Origin of the sequence: Selenihalanaerobacter shriftii (assembly GCF_900167185.1) — a bacterium.
GTDB classification, from domain to species: domain Bacteria; phylum Bacillota; class Halanaerobiia; order Halobacteroidales; family Acetohalobiaceae; genus Selenihalanaerobacter; species Selenihalanaerobacter shriftii.
Map to the genome: position 1 here is coordinate 54,204 of NZ_FUWM01000013.1, position 19,505 is coordinate 73,708.

At 32.2% G+C, this 19,505-nt stretch carries 16 protein-coding genes and 1 other annotated feature (1 of these 17 only partly in view); of the genes, 1 reads left to right on the plus strand and 15 read right to left on the minus strand.

Annotated elements, in window-relative coordinates; genetic code table 11:
* The first annotated feature begins 140 nt into the window (after nucleotides 1-140).
* A complete protein-coding gene (locus B5D41_RS08415; RefSeq protein WP_078810188.1) occupies nucleotides 141-2,105 on the plus strand; it encodes a S8 family peptidase in 1,965 nt (654 codons plus the stop codon).
* A 20-nt stretch (nucleotides 2,106-2,125) separates the two neighbouring features.
* Here the strand turns inward: B5D41_RS08415 and B5D41_RS08420 are convergent, their stop codons facing one another.
* The 15 genes from B5D41_RS08420 to metG all read right to left on the minus strand — a co-directional run bounded on the left by B5D41_RS08420 (nucleotide 2,126) and on the right by metG (nucleotide 19,225).
* Nucleotides 2,126-5,224 (minus strand): glycosyltransferase, encoded by a 3,099-nt coding sequence (locus B5D41_RS08420; RefSeq protein WP_078810189.1) that lies wholly within the window; start codon nucleotides 5,222-5,224, stop codon nucleotides 2,126-2,128.
* A 222-nt stretch (nucleotides 5,225-5,446) separates the two neighbouring features.
* The gene (locus tag B5D41_RS08425) at nucleotides 5,447-6,472 is read right to left on the minus strand and encodes a chymotrypsin family serine protease (RefSeq protein WP_143555684.1); all 1,026 of its coding nucleotides are present in this window, start codon (nucleotides 6,470-6,472) and stop codon (nucleotides 5,447-5,449) included.
* A gap of 139 nt (nucleotides 6,473-6,611) precedes the next feature.
* Nucleotides 6,612-7,988 carry an NADPH-dependent glutamate synthase gene (gene gltA, locus B5D41_RS08430; RefSeq protein ID WP_078810191.1) on the minus strand — a complete coding sequence of 459 codons (1,377 nt, stop codon included), beginning with the start codon at nucleotides 7,986-7,988 and terminating at the stop codon, nucleotides 6,612-6,614.
* Complete coding sequence (locus B5D41_RS08435) at nucleotides 7,989-8,825, minus strand: sulfide/dihydroorotate dehydrogenase-like FAD/NAD-binding protein (protein WP_078810192.1); 837 nt, start codon at nucleotides 8,823-8,825, stop codon at nucleotides 7,989-7,991. It abuts the gene before it with no gap.
* 137 nt (nucleotides 8,826-8,962) lie between these two features.
* Nucleotides 8,963-10,303, minus strand: coding sequence for an NADP-specific glutamate dehydrogenase (gdhA, locus tag B5D41_RS08440; protein WP_078810193.1), 1,341 nt, complete (start codon nucleotides 10,301-10,303; stop codon nucleotides 8,963-8,965).
* Between the two features lie 251 nt (nucleotides 10,304-10,554).
* Nucleotides 10,555-11,322, minus strand: a complete 768-nt coding sequence (locus tag B5D41_RS08445) for an IclR family transcriptional regulator (RefSeq protein WP_078810194.1) — start codon at nucleotides 11,320-11,322, stop codon at nucleotides 10,555-10,557.
* Nucleotides 11,323-11,448: 126 nt separating this feature from the next.
* Nucleotides 11,449-11,715 carry a Veg family protein gene (locus tag B5D41_RS08450; RefSeq protein ID WP_078810195.1) on the minus strand — a complete coding sequence of 89 codons (267 nt, stop codon included), beginning with the start codon at nucleotides 11,713-11,715 and terminating at the stop codon, nucleotides 11,449-11,451.
* Between the two features lie 150 nt (nucleotides 11,716-11,865).
* Entirely contained in the window at nucleotides 11,866-12,855 is a 990-nt protein-coding gene (locus B5D41_RS08455; protein ID WP_078810196.1) for an AIR synthase family protein, read from the minus strand.
* Between the two features lie 19 nt (nucleotides 12,856-12,874).
* Nucleotides 12,875-13,381 carry an ECF transporter S component gene (locus tag B5D41_RS08460; RefSeq protein ID WP_078810197.1) on the minus strand — a complete coding sequence of 169 codons (507 nt, stop codon included), beginning with the start codon at nucleotides 13,379-13,381 and terminating at the stop codon, nucleotides 12,875-12,877.
* Between the two features lie 37 nt (nucleotides 13,382-13,418).
* A complete protein-coding gene (locus B5D41_RS08465) occupies nucleotides 13,419-13,892 on the minus strand; it encodes a ribonuclease H-like YkuK family protein (protein WP_078810198.1) in 474 nt (157 codons plus the stop codon).
* 19 nt (nucleotides 13,893-13,911) lie between these two features.
* Nucleotides 13,912-14,784, minus strand: coding sequence for a 16S rRNA (adenine(1518)-N(6)/adenine(1519)-N(6))-dimethyltransferase RsmA (gene rsmA / locus B5D41_RS08470; RefSeq protein WP_078810199.1), 873 nt, complete (start codon nucleotides 14,782-14,784; stop codon nucleotides 13,912-13,914).
* 252 nt (nucleotides 14,785-15,036) lie between these two features.
* Complete coding sequence (gene fsa, locus B5D41_RS08475; RefSeq protein ID WP_078810200.1) at nucleotides 15,037-15,681, minus strand: fructose-6-phosphate aldolase; 645 nt, start codon at nucleotides 15,679-15,681, stop codon at nucleotides 15,037-15,039.
* A 114-nt stretch (nucleotides 15,682-15,795) separates the two neighbouring features.
* Nucleotides 15,796-16,398: a TatD family nuclease-associated radical SAM protein gene (locus B5D41_RS08480; protein WP_078810201.1), complete on the minus strand. Its 603-nt coding sequence runs from the start codon at nucleotides 16,396-16,398 to the stop codon at nucleotides 15,796-15,798.
* A gap of 108 nt (nucleotides 16,399-16,506) precedes the next feature.
* On the minus strand, nucleotides 16,507-17,274 hold the full coding sequence (locus B5D41_RS08485; protein ID WP_078810202.1) for a TatD family hydrolase: 768 nt from the start codon (nucleotides 17,272-17,274) through the stop codon (nucleotides 16,507-16,509).
* Nucleotides 17,275-17,290: 16 nt separating this feature from the next.
* Nucleotides 17,291-19,225, minus strand: a complete 1,935-nt coding sequence (metG, locus tag B5D41_RS08490; protein WP_078810203.1) for a methionine--tRNA ligase — start codon at nucleotides 19,223-19,225, stop codon at nucleotides 17,291-17,293.
* A gap of 58 nt (nucleotides 19,226-19,283) precedes the next feature.
* Nucleotides 19,284-19,505 (minus strand) — a binding site (T-box leader) (it continues 10 nt past the right edge of the window).

The following is a 19,505-nucleotide window of genomic DNA, read 5'->3' on the forward strand; positions in this document are numbered from 1 at the left end:
AGGCATATCTCAATTTGAGATATGCCTTTTTTATATTAAAAAACCCTTTTTAATTACCTAAATATTCGACTTTATTAATCACATTTCAATATTTTCTAGAATAAAATAACATAAAGAAATATTAAAAAGGAGGGAGCTGTATGCTTCTTACAGACTCTATTGATTTTACCAATAACTTATCAACAAAACAGATTATAATTAAATTTAAAGATGCTAGTCAAAAAAACTTAGAAATGATAAAACAAAAATATAACATCTCTAAATACAAGAGAGTATTTCCTGATACTAAGAATAAACAACTAGCTGCTAAATTAGGACTTAATAATTATTACCGAATATATATCAAAGATCAGAATATGAAGAAAGAATTACTAAAAGATTTAAACCAAGAATTAATTATTGAAAATGCTGAACCTAATGTAGTTGCTCATTCCACTCTCATACCAAATGATGATTGTTATTGTACTCAATGGGGACCTAAGCATATAGAAGCTGCAAAAGGATGGAGTTTAGAAACTGGTAAGGAAAACATAACTATTGCTGTTCTAGACACTGGTATCTCACTTAATCATCCAGATTTAAAGCCTAATTTAGTTCAAGGCTATGATATGGTAGATATAACTCCTGATGAGTTTATAACTAGTCCAGGTTGGGAACTAACTGGTGACTATCTAGATCGAGACTTTTTACCAATAGATGAAGTTGGACACGGAACACATGTAGCAGGCATAATTGCCGCTGTTGGTAATAATGCAGAAGGAATAGCAGGAGTCACTTGGCATTGCAGAGTCATGCCGGTAAAAGTCTTAACAAAATATAAAAACATTACAACAGGTCAAGTGACAGGAATTGGACTCTTTGATGATATTTCTGCTGGAGTAATCCAAGCCACTGATGCAGGAGCAGATATAATTAATTTAAGCTTAGGAAGTTTAAATAAATCTTTAATTTTAGAAGATGCTATTAATTATACACTAAACCAAGATGTTACTATCATTGCTGCCATGGGAAATGAAAATATAGAAGAACCTAGTTATCCAGCTGCCTTTCCCGGTGTTATAGCAGTAGGTTCCATTAATAAAAATGATCAATTATCTGACTTTTCTAACTCTGGTGATCATATAGATTTAGTAGCCCCAGGTGAAGATATTATGAGCTCTTATCTCAACAATGGTTATAAAAAATTATCAGGTACATCTATGGCTGCACCACATGTTGCTGGATTAGTTGGACTCATTAAATCAATTAATCCTTCACTCAGTAATAACCAAATACAAAATATACTCTTTAAAACTGCAACCGATTTAGGAAAAAAAGGATTTGATAAATTTTATGGCTGGGGAAAAATAAATATATTTGAAGCCTTAAAGCTTGTCCTTAAATATCCTGATGGAACTTTAATTAAAGATAACAATTCTTCAATTTATATCATAGAAGATGGAAAATTACATCATATCCCTACTTCTAATATTTTTTATTACAATAAATATAACCCGAATCAAATTATAGAAGTATCATCTGAACAATTAGCCCTTTATCCATTAGAAAAGAAAAAATTATTTCCACCAGGTACTCTAATTAAAACAAAAAACTCTAGCCAAGTTTATTTTATTGAAGGCAGAAAGAAACGCCGGATATTATCAGCTAAATTATTTGCAGAATTAGGTTTTAAAACTAAAAATATAATAACTGTAACTAAATATGAGTTTAATCTGCACTCAACAGATCCTCCTATCAAAGAATCTTTCCCTCACCTTAATGGAACTTTATTAAAAGGAAATGGACCTGCTATATATGTAATCGAAAATGGTATGAAAAGATATATACCATCTTTGAATATATTTAATACCTTATATAGATCTCAAAATATAATTAAGGTTCCCGATGAAATTATAAATAAATACCAAGATGGACCCATTAAATTATTTAAAGACGGAACATTAATTAGATCTAATCCAAACCAGATTTATATATTCTACAACTATAGTAAACATTTAATTCCTAACTTTGATGTCTTTAATGCTTTTAAGTTTAAATATAAAAATATTATTAAAGTCTCTAAAAATGAATTAGAATTAATCCCTACTGGTCCACCTTTAATTTAAAAATAAATAATACAGCTCATTTATTTTTCTACACCGATTATATTATCCCAGATATCTTTACATTTATTTCTAATCTTACTCCAGATCATTTTTAAAAAGCCTTCTTCCCCATCTATTTCTTCTTTTTCTAAATCTAGAATCTCTCTTCTTTCTGTTTCTATAATTTTTTCCATAGCTAAATTACCATCTTCCTCATTATTTATATCATCTGTAATAAAATCATCAATTTCACTTGCCTTCCTTATATCACTCATTCCCATAAGTATTCTTTCAAGTTCTTCTGCTCTATCTTCCCAAGTATTACTTGATAATAATTCTTTAGTCTCTTCAACAACTTCTACTCTATTCTCCTCCCTACATAATTCTTCAACCTTTGTACAGAACTCATTACTATCTTTAGCTACTTCCACTACCTTTGAAAACTTATTTACTTCTGGTAAATTTATACTTACTACTGGCTTCCCTGCTGCTAAATATTCATATAAAGCAACTAAATCAACAGATGATGTTAAGTCATTCTTAATAATCGGATTAATACATAAATCAAAGCACTGTAAATAATTAGGCAGTTCATAGTATGACCTTTCCCCTAGAAAATAAACATTGTCATACTCTTCTAATTCATCTACTTCTATATTTACACGTCCAATTAAAATAATAGAGATTGTTGGATTCTTTTCTGCCAATTCTAAAACTAACTCTGTATCAAACCATTCAGCTATTGCACCAATATAACCTACTATCGGACTCTTTAAATCTTTTAACTCAATAGGAGTTTCTAATTCTTCCTCATAAACTTGAGCAAAGTGCTCTAAGTCAACAGCATTAGAAACTACTTGCGCCTTTTGATTATAATCTTCAATCTCTTCAAGCAATGAATAAGATGGAGTTAAGATTAAATCAGCAATAGATAATAGTTCACCTTCAAATTCATTGACTAAATTAACATCCTCTAATTCTCCAACAAACTCTTTAAATTTACTCATGTAGCTATATATGATTTTTTCAGATGATAAATAATCTATAATTGGAGCCCAAACCGGGCTATCTACCCATAAAATCGGATTTCTTATATTTAATCTATCTAAAGAATCATTAATAACTTGAGCTACTAATTTAAGTTTAGATTCCATTTGACTTAAGTTATCAATCTTTTCACTATTGAATAAAGAAAGTACATGTAAATCTGGATTAATTTTTTCTATTTGTAACTCATCTTCAAAATTCAATTCTAATTGTGGTAAAAAGCTAATATCATCAATATATAAAACTTTATACTTCGAACTTAATTTAGATAATATTTGTTGTGGTCGCTGGTATCTAGACCTCCAAACGTCTCTACCTAACACTACAATCGAATCTCTAAGTTCTACTCCTGAAGAAACTAGATGCTGCCACTTATCATTAAAAAGCTCTTGACTCTCAGTAAAGTACTTTTTACGTCTTTTTTTGCCTACCTCATCTCCTGTAACTAAACTACCTTCATGTAAATGATACACTTTACTTTCTGGACAGCAAACCACTTTATATCCTTTTTCTCTAGCTCTACATGAATAATCTATATCTTCAAAATAAATAAAATAACGTTCATCTAAATATCCAATCTCAGGAATTAGATTTCGTTTAATTAAGTAAGCCGCTCCATCTATACCAAAGGATTCTTCTTCATCATATCTTTTATTAACTAATTTAGGCCACCCTTGTGATAAGTCAGCAATACTGGTTTCTGTTACTTTATCTTCTTCATTAATTAATTTAGGAGCTACAATTCCTACTTCATCATCAGACTCAGCAATACTAACTAATGGCTTTAACCAACCTTCAGTCACTTTTACATCACCATTTAATAATAAAATATACTTACCTCTTCCTGCATTAATTGCTTGATTACAAGCCTTAGCATAGCCTATATTCTCTTGGTTAACAATCAATTCAATCCAATCTAAAGACTCTAAATATTCTAAACTACTATCCACACTATTATTATCAACCACTATTACCCGATATTTATATTCAGTATACTCTTTAATACTTTCTAAGCAATCTTTAATTTCTTCTTTTGTATTATAATTCACTATAACAATGTCTACAGTTTCAGTATAACTATCCTCATCATGATTAGCTGAATTCATTAATTCATTTAACTGTTCAGAAACTCTTAAAAGCTTATCCTTCTTAAGATTTATCCCTGTTTTTTTTATTAATTTAACCCAATCTTCTACTGTATCCATCCATGAATAATCTCTAGCAGTTATACTTCCATTGATCGCTATCTTTTTAGCCAATACATTATCTTTTAAAAGTTCCAAAACAGTTATAGCTAAGTTTTTAGTTGTTAGATTTAATAGTAATCGACAATTTTTATTATGTAATATATACTCCTGAACTTCTTCTAAAAGGTAATTTTGAACCTCTTGATTATAGATAAAGACTGCAGGAGTTCTACATGCCATAACTTCTAATGGAGCTAAATCAAAACCTTTTTCCTCAGAAATTACTAAAGCCAAATCCGCCCTTGAATACTCCATAACTTTTGCTTCTAAAGAATCAGGATGAATAAATTTATATTCTAATCGAGTATTTAGTTCATAACTTTTTTTATCTAAAATTACTACTTTAACTTGACATCCTTGATTAATCAATTCCAATGAATCCATCAAATTATTCAAGTTGTCAGCTGAAGTATGACCTAAAATTACAATTAATCTCTTTCGACTTTCAAGATTATTCTCTGGTGATGCTACATTATAAAACTTTTCTTTAACACCAGGATGAATAATCACTGCATTTTTCTGTAATGCATCTGATAGCTTTGCTTTTAAATATTTACTATTAGTTACTACCTTAAAATCTACTTCTTCATCAGCTAATTCAAAATCATCTTCCTGGTCCCTAAACCAGTATATAACATCAATTCCTCCTGCATTCTGAACTGCTTTAGCTGTTAAATAACTATCAGTAATTAATAAATCTAAAGCAGACAATCGTTCTAAAGTTAAGCGGCCTCTTAACTTTCCTATTCTAATATTTAATCTTTCTTGCAAATCTGAAATTAAATCTCTGACCAAATATTCTTCTTTTAAGGTAAGAGAATGTTCAAAGCAGAATGCAACCTTCACAACTAACCCTCCTTACATAAGAAATTTTCAAAACCCAAATACTCCCCTAATAACATTATATGTAAAGAAACCAATTAATGTTCTTATTAATAAAATTTTATTCAAATATTCTTCTTTTTTATATTATTCAATAATCTATATTTGATTTTTAGCTATTTATTCAAACTAATGATATAATAATAGGTCGAAGCTTAACTCCGACCAGTAATTTTGTATTCAACCTTATATAAATTCTATTTCTAGTTCTTCCATCACATGATTAATAGGATTACAAATAGTACTCATATTTGAACCAGCAAATAATAAACCTACAGCTTTATTATCTTTATTTAAAACTAAAGATCCACTATCTCCAGGTTTAGATAAAGCTCCTGTAATAATCTGATTTTTAAAAGTAGCTTTTTCGGTAGCAGTAACATTTACTTCAACTGTTGCATTGATAACTCTAATTTTAGCTGTGGTTACTCCACTAGTCCTACCACTTTTAATAACTTCCACACCTATTTCAGGTTTAACCGTACCTTCTATTCTTCCTAATTCTAATATATCACTCTTTATTAAATCTTCTGATACTGGTTTAGCTACTGCACAATCAACTAAATTTGCCTCACTCATTCGTCTTAAAAACTTTATTTGATATGGAAACTTAATTAATTCACTAATTCCATTTAAGATATTCTCAACTCCATTAGCAATCTGACAAGAAGATGTTGAACTCTTCTTTTTAAGTGGAACAAACCTTTCTAAATGACCAATAATATCATTCTCTTCCTCCCCTCCATCATGACGACCAGGTTGTAAAATCGGATCCCCAATTTCAGCTCTATCATCATGTCCAGAAGTCAGATTTGCCAATACATGATTATTAGAAAGAATTAGTAATTTCTTTGTTTCTTTATCCTTCACTACTGCTCCAAAAGTCCCTGCTGAAATTTTATAATGACCTATACTAATTCCAGGTTGAGCAGGTCGATTACGTTTAGTTCTATTCAGATTCCCTTTGGAAGTTAATAATTCTATTTCGCCTACTTCAATTACATCTGTTGTCACTTCCTCTATCTTCTCAGGAATAATATGTCTTCTACCTAATTCATCTTCATCAAGCTTTTCTTTAACTAATATAATAATCGATTTCTCATCAGTAGAATGACCTTTTATTTCTTTATGACCACTTCCTACGCCGATAACATTTTCTAATTTCATAATCTGTTCCCGATACTTTTCAACTAATCTATTTATCGTCTTCAACCTTACCATCTCCTTTCTGATTTATTACATACTATTCAGATTGGACAGGAGATGTGTCTATGAAAAAATATATAAATTCTTAAATAAATAAAAAAATCCCTCAAGCATGATGCTTAAGGGATTAATAGAATCATTAATTTTACTCTTGTAAATACTTATGAATTGATTTAGCCGCTTGTCTACCATCACCCATGGCAGCAATTACTGTAGCTGAACCACCAATAACATCTCCACCAGCAAAAACTCCTGATATTGAAGTTTGGTACGTATCATCATCTACAATAATATTATCCCACTTTGTTGTTTCCAATTCAGGAGTCTTCTTAGGTAATAATGGGTTTGGACCTTGACCAATAGCAATAATAACTACATCCACTGGAATAGTAAATTCTGAATTTTCAATAGGAATTGGTCGTGGTCTTCCACTACTATCTGGTTCTCCTAACTCCATTTTTACACACTCTAGTTCTTCTACCCAACCTTCATCATTACCAATAATTCTAGTTGGATTCCTCAATAATTTTAAATCTATTCTTTCTTCTTCTGCATTCTCTATCTCTTCTTCTCTAGCCGGCATCTCATTGCGAGAACGACGATAAACTATAGAAACTTCTTCAGCCCCTAAACGCAAAGCTGTTCTAGCCGAATCCATAGCCACATTACCTGCACCTACTACTGCTACTTTATCTCCAACAGTAATTGGTGTCTTATATTCTGGGAACTTATAAGCCTTCATTAAATTAGCTCTAGTTAAAAATTCATTAGATGAATAAACTCCATTTAAGTTCTCACCAGGTAAGCTTAAAAAGTAAGGTAAGCCAGCTCCAGTTCCAACAAAAATGGCTTTATACCCTTTTTCCCAAAGATCTTCAATACTTAAGGTAGAACCAATTAAGACATTAGCCTGCACTTCTACTCCTAATTCTTTAATATGCTCTATCTCTTCTGTCACAATTGATTTCGGTAATCTAAACTCCGGGATTCCATATCTTAATACTCCTCCTGGTTCAGATAAAGCTTCAAATAAAGTTACCTGATACCCTAACTTTGCTAAGTCAGCTGCTGCTGTTAAACCCGAAGGACCAGAACCAACTATGGCTACTTTAGCACCTGAGTTTTTATTAGAGACCTTTACTTTTGCTTTTTCGTTCGATTCTTCATCAGCTACAAATCTCTCTAAAGCTCCAATAGCTACCGGTTCACCTTTCTTACCAAGAATACATTCCGCTTCACACTGTTCTTCTTGAGGACAAACTCGACCACAAATAGCCGGTAGAGCATTCTTGGCTTTAATAGTATCTGATGCTTTAGAAAAATCCTCTTCTAACACCTGATCAATAAATTCAGGAATAGGTACTTCTACTGGACATCCATCTACACATGGCTTATTCTTACATTGCAAACACCGTTTAGCTTCTAGCATAGCCTCTTCTTTAGTGAAACCATTAGCTACTTCATTAAAATTATTAATTCTCTTTTCTGAGGACTGCTTTGTCATTGTTTGTCTTTTAGCCATTTACTCCACCTCCCTATCTAAATTGCACTTGTGTTCAGCTTCCTCTTCCTCATCTTCATAATGGCTTTGTCTCATCATTAACTCTTCAAAATCTACTGCGTGACCATCAAATGCCGGTCCATCAACACATGCAAATAGCCGCTCTCCATCAACTGTTACTCGACATCCACCGCACATTCCAGTACCATCAATCATAATTGGATTTAAACTAACAATCGTATCTATATCATATTCAGTAGTCACTTCACAGGCAGCCTTCATCATAACTGCCGGACCAACAGCTACTACTTCATCTACTTCATCCCGTTCATCTAATAAAGAATCCAAAATATTAGTTACAAAACCTTTTTCACCTAAAGTACCATCATCTGTAGCAAAGTAAATTTCATCTGAAACTTCTTCCATTTCGTCTTTCATAATTAACATTTCTTCAGTCTGAGCACCTACAATACTAATAATCTTATTCCCAGCCTCTTTTAAATATTTAGCTTTGGGGTAAACAGGTGCTACTCCTAATCCACCTGCTACACAAACAACTGTACCAATTTCTTTAATTTCAATTGGTTCTCCTAACGGGCCTAATAAATCTAAAAACTCATCACCTTGTTCTAAATTACAAAGTTCAATTGTAGAACACCCTACAGCTTGAATAACTAAATCTATAGTTCCTTCATCACGATTATAATCTACAATGGTTAAAGGGATTCTTTCTCCAGTTTCAGAAGCTCTAACAATTACAAAATGACCAGGTTGTGCCTTCTGGGCTACTAATGGTGCATCAATAGTAAACAAATCAATTTCAGGAGCTAAATCTCTCTTATCTAATATCTTTGCCATGCCAATCATCCTCTTCTCAAGTAATATTTAATAATGATGACTAATTATACTAATCTTATCTATTAAAGACAATCAGACAGCCCAACTAATGAGCTGCCTAATCACCTTAAAGAAATTAAATCTATTTTAATCTATCTTTATACAACTCCTTGATCAAGCATAGAATTAGCAACTTTTAGGAAGCCAGCAATATTAGCTCCTGCAACTAGGTCACCTTCCATACCATACTCTTTAGCTATAGTACTTGCATTATTATAAATATCGACCATAATTTTGTTAAGTTCTGCATCTACTTTTTCGAAACTCCAAGAATCCCACATGCCATTCTGAGTCATCTCGATGGCAGAAGTAGCAACTCCACCAGCATTAGCAGCCTTACCAGGAATATAGAATACATCATTCTCTTGGAATACTTCAACAGCTTCTGGAGTACATGGCATATTAGCACCTTCACCAACAATCTTTACTCCATGCTCTACAAGAACCTTAGCTGAATCTTCATCTAATTCATTCTGAGTAGCACATGGTAATGCAATATCACATTCAACATTCCAAATATCAAAGCTTTCTGCAACATATTCAGCAGAAGGATGTTCCTCAACATACTCTTTAATTCTTCCTCTTTCTACTTCCTTAATACGTTTAACTGTATCAAGTTTAATTCCTTCTGAATCATATACATAACCACTAGAATCACTGAGAGCTATTACATTTGCTCCTAATTCTTGAGCTTTCTCAGTAGCATAAATGGCTACATTACCAGAACCTGAGATTACGATGTCCTTTCCTTCAAAAGAATCATCATGATCTTTAAGCAGCTCTTCAACAATATATACTAATCCATATCCTGTAGCTTCTGTTCTAACTAAACTTCCACCCCAGTCTAATCCTTTACCTGTTAATACACCTGCATCAAATGAGTTAACTATTCTCTTATATTGACCAAATAAATAACCAATTTCTCTTCCACCAACTCCAATATCACCTGCTGGAACATCAGTACTTGGACCAATATGACGATAAAGTTCTGTCATAAAGCTTTGACAAAATCTCATAACTTCAGCATCTGATTTACCTTTAGGGTCAAAATCACTACCACCTTTACCTCCACCGATAGGACGTCCAGTTAGAGCATTCTTAAATATCTGTTCAAAACCTAAAAACTTAACAATACCAGCATAAACCGATGGATGGAATCTTAAACCACCCTTATAAGGTCCAAGAGCACTATTAAATTCAAATCTGAAACCACGATTAACTTGCACATTACCTTCATCATCTACCCAAGGTACTCTAAAGATGATCTGTCTTTCTGGTTCAACAATTCTTTCTAAAATTCCAGCATCTTTATATTCAGGATGCTTATCAAAAACTGGTTCAATAGACTCTAATACCTCTTTTACTGCTTGATGAAACTCTGGTTCATTTGCATTCCTTTCAGTTACCTTATCTAATACATTAGAAACATAATTACTCATCTTCTCACTCCTCATTTATATTTTAAAAATTATATTTTTTAGCCATCTGAAAATTGAAAATAAAAAACTTCTAAATTACTCTCCTACTCACCTCCCCAACAGAATTACCATCTAATTAAAATATATGAGACTAATTTTATATTATGAAAATTAATTTCATTTTTTTATCTGTCGTGTAACTTAATTCTATATGAAAGATAAAACTCCTGCTTAAAAAAGCAAAAAAAATAAAAAATATATTATTTATTTAATTAATGGTGCCCCAATTGATTAGAAATTTGATTTGCTACTTCCATAATTATTGGTATTACTTCATTCTTAATATATTTTTCAGTCATTCTAATACTAGGTCCAGAAATACTTATAGCAGCAACTACTTCTCCATCATGATTCTTAATCGGTGCTGCTACACAACGAACTCCTTCTTCCATTTCTCCCATATCTAAAGCATATCCTTGCTTTCTAATCTTTCTTAACTCTTCTTCTAGCCTTTTAGGGTCTACTTTAGTCTTAGTAGTTAGTTTTTTAAATTCCATTTGTTCAAATAGTTCAGGCCATTTTTCAGGATCTTCATAAGCCAATAATGCTTTACCAGTGCCTGTACAATAAGCCGGCCCTCTACTACCTATTTGAGCAAACATCTTAACTATATTAGTAGATGCAGCTTGGTCTACATAAACTACTTCTCCTTCATCTAAAATTGCTAAATTAGTAGTTTCATTACATTTATCTACTAATTCTTTTAAATAAGGTTTAGTAATATTAATTAAATTAATATTCTTCTTAGCAGCATTACCGATTTCAAAAGCCTTTAAACCTAAATAATATTTTCCACTGTCTTGATTTTGCTCTATAAAATCTCTTAAAGCTAGTGTATTAAGTATTCTGTGTACTGTGCTAATATTTAATTCTGTCTTCTCAGCTAGGTTACTAAGCGTCATCGGCCTCCCTTCATCTGCTAAAGCTTCTAAAATAATTAAAGCCCTATCCACAGATTGCACAACTTTCTTCTTAGCCATAACTTTTCTCCTTCCTCACTTAAAAAAAGTATAAATCATAACAAAACAAGTATAGCATATCATTTAATAAAAGTAAAAAAATAACACAAGTGATGACACTCACTTGTGTTAAAAAAACTTTACAATTTAGACACTTACACAACCAATCCTAGTACTATTACCTTTTATTTTAATTTCAACTGTTTCGGTTAAAATATCAGCATAACTATAGGAAACTTTGCGCGGTGTTTGATCATTATCTACTTTAACTACAAAAACATTAGAGTATGTCTCTTCTAATACTCCTTCTTTCTCAATAATCTTTTTTCTACCTTGATTCGCCTTCAAACTAACCTGTTTACCTACAAAAGACTCCAAGTCAACTTTGATTTGATTCAAGATATTATTACCCATAAAGGACCACCTTTCATTTTGTTGAGTTCTCAAAGTATTGTATCATATTTTTTGGATAATGTCAAGAAAATATTCCATTATAACAGAAATAAAAAAATATGTCAATAAATTTTACTACAAAATTCTTGATTATTATCTTGATTAAATTAATCAATCCCTTGCTAAAAATCTCCATAATTCATCCTGTGGTGGATCTGTAATTTCTAGCCTCTCTTCTTTAGTAATTATTATCCTCTTTTCACCTGTAATCTTACCAATAACAGCAGAACTAATACCTTCCTTACTCAAATTACTTACTAATTCATCACCTAGTTCAGTTGTCAAAATCATCATTCCTGATCCAATTAAATGATAAGGGTTGATCTCTAAAGAATTTGTAATTTCTTTAGTTGCAGGATGAAGCGGAATTGAATCTTGATTAATCTTAAATCCAACCTCTGCAGCCGATGTTAATTCATAAAGGGAGCCATATAAACCTCCTTCTGTCACATCATGCATAGCATTCACCTGAAAATCTGCACCTATTAATCCTTCCGTAATTACACTTAAATGATTAACTAACTGTTGACCTTCTTCTAATAATTCTGGATCAACTCCTAAGTTTATTAAGTCTTGATAATAATCTGCAGCTAAGATAGCTGTCCCTTCTAAGCCTGTCCATTTAGTAACTACGATATCGTCACCTACTTGCGCTCCTGAGGATGTAACATATTTATCTTTGCTCGTCTTTCCGATAGCTGTACAAGAAACCAAAGGTTGATTAACGATATCTGTTACCTCTGTATGTCCACCTAATATATCTATCCCTAATTCTTGAGCTGCTTGATTAATATCCTTTATAATTGCTATGATTTCATCTTCTGAAGTCTCAGGAGGTACTAATAATACTTGCTGAATTCCAATCGGACTAGCGCCATTAGCCGCAATATCATTACAAGCCACATTAACAGCTAGACTTCCCATTCCTTCTTGTACTCCAGTAATAGGATCTGTAGACATGACAGCAACAAATTCTCCAAAATCAATCACTGTTGAATCTTCACCTATTTTGGGTCTCACTAATACTTCTTCATTACTTACCGAAATCTGGTCTAAAACTAATTTCTTTAAATTATTGATATCTATCTTTCCAGCCTTCATACAAGATCACCTTTCAATATTAGATTTCTAGTAAATCTGTCTTTAAAATAGCAAATAATACTGGGAAAGCTATTACTGCTCCTCCAACTGCTTGAATAATATTCCAAGGTATACTGCTCAATGGTGCAATAAAACTCTTAGTCAATATAGCGCCTCCTAAGTAATAACCTGCTACCATCCAACCTCCACCTAATAAAGCTGCTATAACATCTTTAAACCTTACAGATGTTTCACCCCTACTTCTAATTGCAATTTTACCGATAATTAACCCTTCAATCCCTTTAATAATTAACGTAGGCAAAGCCCAGTGACCATAACCCGAAAGTAAGTCAGCCAATGCCGAACCTAATCCTCCTGCTATTAAACCAACCCCAGGACCAAATAAAATACTACTCAAATAAATCATACTGTCTCCTAAGTGAATATACCCCTCTGTAGCCGGCACTGGCACCTTAATCACCATAGTCGACACAGTAACTAACGCAATTAATAATCCTTTCAAAGATAACTCTTTAGTTTTATTCATTCTCCTCTCCCCCTATGCAAAAACTTCATCATAATATTTATTTCGTATATCTATCTGCTACATTAGAAGCACAGTAAGCTGATGGTTTTATTTTAGCTTCATAACCACTCCCAGCTACCATACCTACTACTTCTTTAATCAAATCTCGAGTTTCTCCATTTCTTCCTACATCAAGATGAACTTCAATATTTAAATCTGCTACTGACTCTTTTTCTGCCATCTTTTCTGCCACTTTTCCTGCTACCTTTAAACTTTTTACTGTTTCATGATATATCTTCTGTCTTAATGTTGGGTGTGGAGATAATATCTCTTTATTGTAATAAAATCGTGCTCCTTTTCCTTCCCTATAAATAACAATAGTTGTTACAAAGACAGCCATCTCTCCTTGTTGTGAATCACTACCTATCATTAAACGATAATTAGCTTCAGGTACCTCTTTTACAAAATCAATTATACTAGAAAAAGCTTCAGCAAATTCTAATTCACCTTCTGTAGGACTAATTAATTTCATCTACCACCCTCCATTAAAATTAATTTAATAATTTGAATAGGGTATTACTTAATGTAGCAAATTTTTTAATATCTAATTTTTCTCCTCTACGTCTAGACTCTATCCCTACTTCTTCTAAAGCTTCATCTACTAAATCACGATCCAAGTTTACATTAGTTGCTTTACTTAAAGAGTTTCTAATCGTTTTTCTCCTTAATTGAAATGCTGCCTTAATTACAGAAAAGAATAAATCTTCATCCTCAACTTCAACAGGAGGCTCTTTTCTAATATCCATACTAATTACTGCTGAATCAACCTTAGGTCTAGGCATAAATACTGTTCTAGGCACTATGGTTTCAATATTAGGTTCAGAATAATACTGAACAGTTAAAGATGGGGAACCATAACTCTTTCCATCTTCTGGTGTTGCTACTAATCTCTCAGCTACCTCTTTTTGTACCATAACCACTACCCTATCTAAATCCAATCTTTCTTCTAATAACCTCATAATAATAGGAGTAGTAACATAGTAAGGTAAATTAGCAACTACTTTAACCTTCTTATCATTTAAGTCAGTTAATAACTCTTCAAAATCATATTCTAAAGCATCTGCATGAATATACTTAATATTATCATAATCATTTAAGGTTTCTGGTAAAATTGAAATTAATTTATCATCTAATTCAATAGCCCAAACTTTTTCTGCTTCTTCAGCTAGTCTTTGAGTTAACGAACCTATTCCAGGTCCTATCTCTATTACATGTTCATCTTTACTCAATCTAGCCCCTGAAATAATCTGATCTATAATATTTCTATCTACTAAAAAATTTTGTCCTAAACTCTTCTTTAATCTTATACCATTTTTATCTAAAATTTCCTTAGTTACACTAGGACTTGCAATCCTTTTTTTCACCTTTGTTACCACCTCTATTAAATGTCTTATACTATTTATATAAATTAGTTATAAGTTAACTTTTACCTTTATTATATTCATAATTCATCTATTTATCAATTTCTTTCTTATTGAAGACTTTATACCGTTCTAATCAGTTCCATAAATGGGGTTCTCTCTACACAAAAAGATGAACCCTGAATTCAGGGTTCATCATAAGTTTTAAAAAATTCTTCATCAATCTATATACTCTTTAATACTGTTCTTATATTTCTATTTAGTAGCTTCCCAATCAGCTAAAAACTTCTCAATTCCTTCATCAGTCTTTGGATGCTTAAACATTTTTTCTAGAATTTGATATGGGATTGTAGCAATATCAGAACCTACCTTAGCTGATTCTTTAACATGTTTTGGATGTCTAATACTAGCTGCAATAATCTCTGTTTCAATATTATAAATAGCAAAAATATGACTAATTTCCTCTACAAGTCTAAGTCCATCCTGTCCAATATCATCTATTCGACCTATGAATGGACTAACATAGGTAGCTCCTGCTCTAGCTGCCAATAAGGCTTGATTTGCTGAAAAGACTAAAGTTACATTTGTCTTAATTCCTTGATCTGATAACTGATTTACTGCTGCTAATCCTTCTTTGGTCATAGGAATCTTAATTACAATATTATTAGAAATTGCTGCTAATTCCTTTGCTTCCTTAACCATACCTTCTGTGTCAGTACTAATTACCTCTGCACTCACTGGACCATCTACTAAAGAAGTAATCTCTGCAATAATATCTTCAAAATCTTTACCTGACTCTTTAGCAATTAGCGAAGGATTTGTAGTTACTCCATCCAAAATCCCTAATTTATTCATATCTCTAATTTCATCAATATTAGCTGTATCAATAAAAATTTTCATGATTATTCCCTCCTCCAATTATACACAAACTATAACTACTATAAAATTAATTATTAATATCAGGATCAATAATTATAATATAACCAATTCAATTAATTATTACTAATCAATTATTTATTCCTCTTCCTTACAAAGCTGTCTTACTCTAAAGTCAACATCTAAATTTTCTGCTATCTTTCTACATTCATAAATGCTAGTTGTAGAGTAATTAACTACAGTTAAAATCACTTTAGGAATATAATTCTTGCAACTTTCTGCAAAATCTAAAATAGATTTAAAAGCCTCAGTACCAAAATCCGACTCACATAATTGTTGATATTTATTGGCATTTTTCGCATTTAGGCTAATAGATATTACATCTATTAATCCTTCTAATTCAGGAGCTATATTCCTATTATGAATTAAATTTACCTGACCATTAGTATCAATTCTAATCTGAACATCAAATTGCTTTAACCATTTGGCTACTTCCAATATTGTTTCTAATCTAATCAGTGGTTCTCCATATCCACAGAAAACTATCTCATCATAAACCTCTGGGTTTTTATCAATATCATTAATAATCTCATCAGCTGTAGGTTCCTTATCCAGCCAAAGATTATTTTCGCCTACTCCATCTTTATAATCCCTAATACAGAATTTACATTTATTAGTACACTGATTAGTTAGATTTAAGTAAAGTGAGTTGCCTAGTTCATAGGTATAGGTATTAGCCATTTTTTAACCTCCCCGTAGGCCTGTAATGTTACTATTATAACATAATCTGGTTATGATTACAAAAATGTAATAAATTCATTCTACCAACTTTATATAAAGATAATTTAACTAAGAAATATTAAAAAGTCCTTCTGCGTTCTTAGTAGTTGTTTTTTCTATCTTTTCTATTGAATATGGAAGCAATTCAGCTAACTTTTCAGCTACATATTCAACATAAGCTGGCTCATTGCGCTTACCTCGATTAGGAGCAGGAGTTAAATATGGTGCATCCGTCTCAATTAGTAATCTATCCAAAGGGATCTGCTTAATCACTCTGCGCAGTTGATGGGCATTATTAAAAGTTAGAACGCCACCCACAGCTATATAAAAATTATTCTCTATAGCCTGTTGAGCCATTTCCAAATCTCCACCAAAACAATGAATTACTCCTCCTACTTCATGAGCATCTTCTTTTATTAATATCTTCATAGTCTCCTCTTCAGCTTCTCGACTATGAATTACTAAAGGTAGATCTACCTCTTTAGCTAACTGAATATGTTTCCTAAAGACTTCTCTTTGTACCTGCCGAGGAGAATTATCATAGTGATAATCTAGTCCAGTCTCTCCAATTGCTACTACTTTATCTTTAGTACTCCACTCTTTTAACTGTTGATAAGTTTTATCAGCTACAGTTTTAGCTTCATGAGGGTGAACTCCTACTACTGCATAAATCATTTCTTCCTCATTAGCTAAATCTACTGAACGTCGACTAGATTCTTCATCAGCTCCAACATTAATAATATATTTTAGATTACTCTCTTTAGCTCTCTTAATAACTTGCTGCCTATCTTGATCAAATTTAGGAAAATCTATATGTGCATGTGTGTCAACTAACATTAAACCACTCCCTCCACTACTTAACCTTAGCTCCACTAGGAATATCTCTATCGACAGTACTTATTGTCAACTCACCTTCATCATTAGATGCAGCTAGTATCATACCATTGGATTCTACACCAAAGATAGTTGCAGGTTCTAAATTGGCTACCATTAATACCTTTTTATTTACTAATTCTTCAGCTTCATAATGCTTAGCGATTCCCGCTACTAATTGTCGCTTTTCTTCACCTAAAGCTACTTGTAACTTTAACAGTTTATTGCTGCCTTCAATTCTTTCTGCCTCTAATACTTTAGCTACCCTTAAATCTAATTTAGTAAAGTCATCAAAATTAATATAGTCTTCACTCACTTTTTCTTCATCCTCTCCATCTTCGTTATCTACATCCTCTTCAACTTGATTAGCAAAATATTCTTCCATATCAATTCTAGGGAAAATCGGCTCTCCTTTATTTACGTTAATTCCAGACTCTAATAAACCCCATTCTTCAGCCCGACTCCAACTCTCTTCTGCTAAATCAGTTTGGATTCCTATTTGATTCCAAATCTTTTGTGGAGCCTCTATTAAGAATGGCTTTAAAGCAATAGCTACAATCCGTAAAGACTCTAATAGATTATAAAGAACTGTCCCTAATTCATCCTTCTTGTCTTTATCTTTAGCTAAAATCCAAGGAGTCGTTTCATCAATATACTTATTATTCCTTCTAATTAATGTCCAAAGATGTTCTAATGCTGTACTAAATTGAAGCTTATCCATATCCTCCGTCATAGCTGCAATCTCTTTACGAGCAGTATCCTTTAGATCTTCATCATAATCAGTAGCTGGACCTGGCTTAGGGATTACTCCATTAAAATACTTATCCACCATAGCTAATGTTCTATTTAATAAGTTTCCTAAATCATTAGCTAAATCTGAATTAATCCGCTGAATAAAAGACTCTGTAGAATAAGAGCCATCTGTTCCAAAAGCCACCTCTCTCATTAAATAATACCGAACTGCATCTACTCCAAAGTCATTTACTAATTTTACAGGATCAACAACATTACCTTTTGATTTAGACATTTTTCCACCTTCTACAGTTAAAAAACCATGTCCAAATACTTTTTTCGGTAATTCTAAACCTGCTGCCATCAAGATAATTGGCCAAATAATAGTATGGAAACGTAGTATATCCTTACCTACAATATGTATATCAGCTGGCCAGTATTTATTATATTCATCTTGGTCAGTTAAGTAACCTGCACCAGTTAAATAATTAGTCAACGCGTCAAACCAAACATATATAACATGATCTTCATCAACCGGTACTGGAACACCCCAATCGAATGTAGTTCTTGAAATACAAAGATCTTCTAAGCCATCTTTAATAAAATTAATCATCTCATTCCGCCGTGTCTCTGGCTGAATAAATTCAGGATTATCTTCAATAAACTTTAATAAATCATCTTCATACTTAGACATTTTAAAGAAATAACTCTCTTCTTCTACCCATTCTGTCTCTCTTTGACAGTCAGGACACTTGCCATCCTCTAGCTGTCTTTCAAGCCAAAATGTTTCACAAGGAGTACAATACCAGCCTTTATATTTATCTTTATAAATATCCCCTTTATCATAAATATTTTTAAAGATATACTGGACTACATCTTCATGCTTAGGATCAGTTGTCCGTAAAAACACATCATAATCTACCTCTAACAAATTCCACAAATCTTTAAAAGATTCCACAATCTCGTCTACATACTCTTTAGGTGTTACCCCATGTTCTTTAGCTGACCTTTCAATCTTTTGTCCATGTTCATCTGAACCGGTTAAAAATTTTACATCATATCCTTGTAACTTCTTATACCGTGCTATAGTGTCTGCAGCTGTAGTAGTATAAGTATGACCAATATGCAACTTATCATTTGGATAATAAATAGGCGTAGTTACATAAAAACTATCTTTCGCCATTTAATTCACTCCTTTATAAATATAGTATTTAATCTAAAAATACCTCTCGTCCCTTTTACTAAGGGACGAGAGGTATTATTCTTAACCTTCCGCGGTACCACCCTAACTTTATCACTACATTAGTTAGTAATCTCTTTTACAGAAATAACGACTCTGTTAACCGATATAGTCTACTTAATTTCAGCTATATAGCTCCAAGACCATCTTCAGTAGGTTAGTTATACCGCATTTCAGCTACACGGCTCTCTGTTGATAACTTTCCCGCTTACTCTTCCCTTCT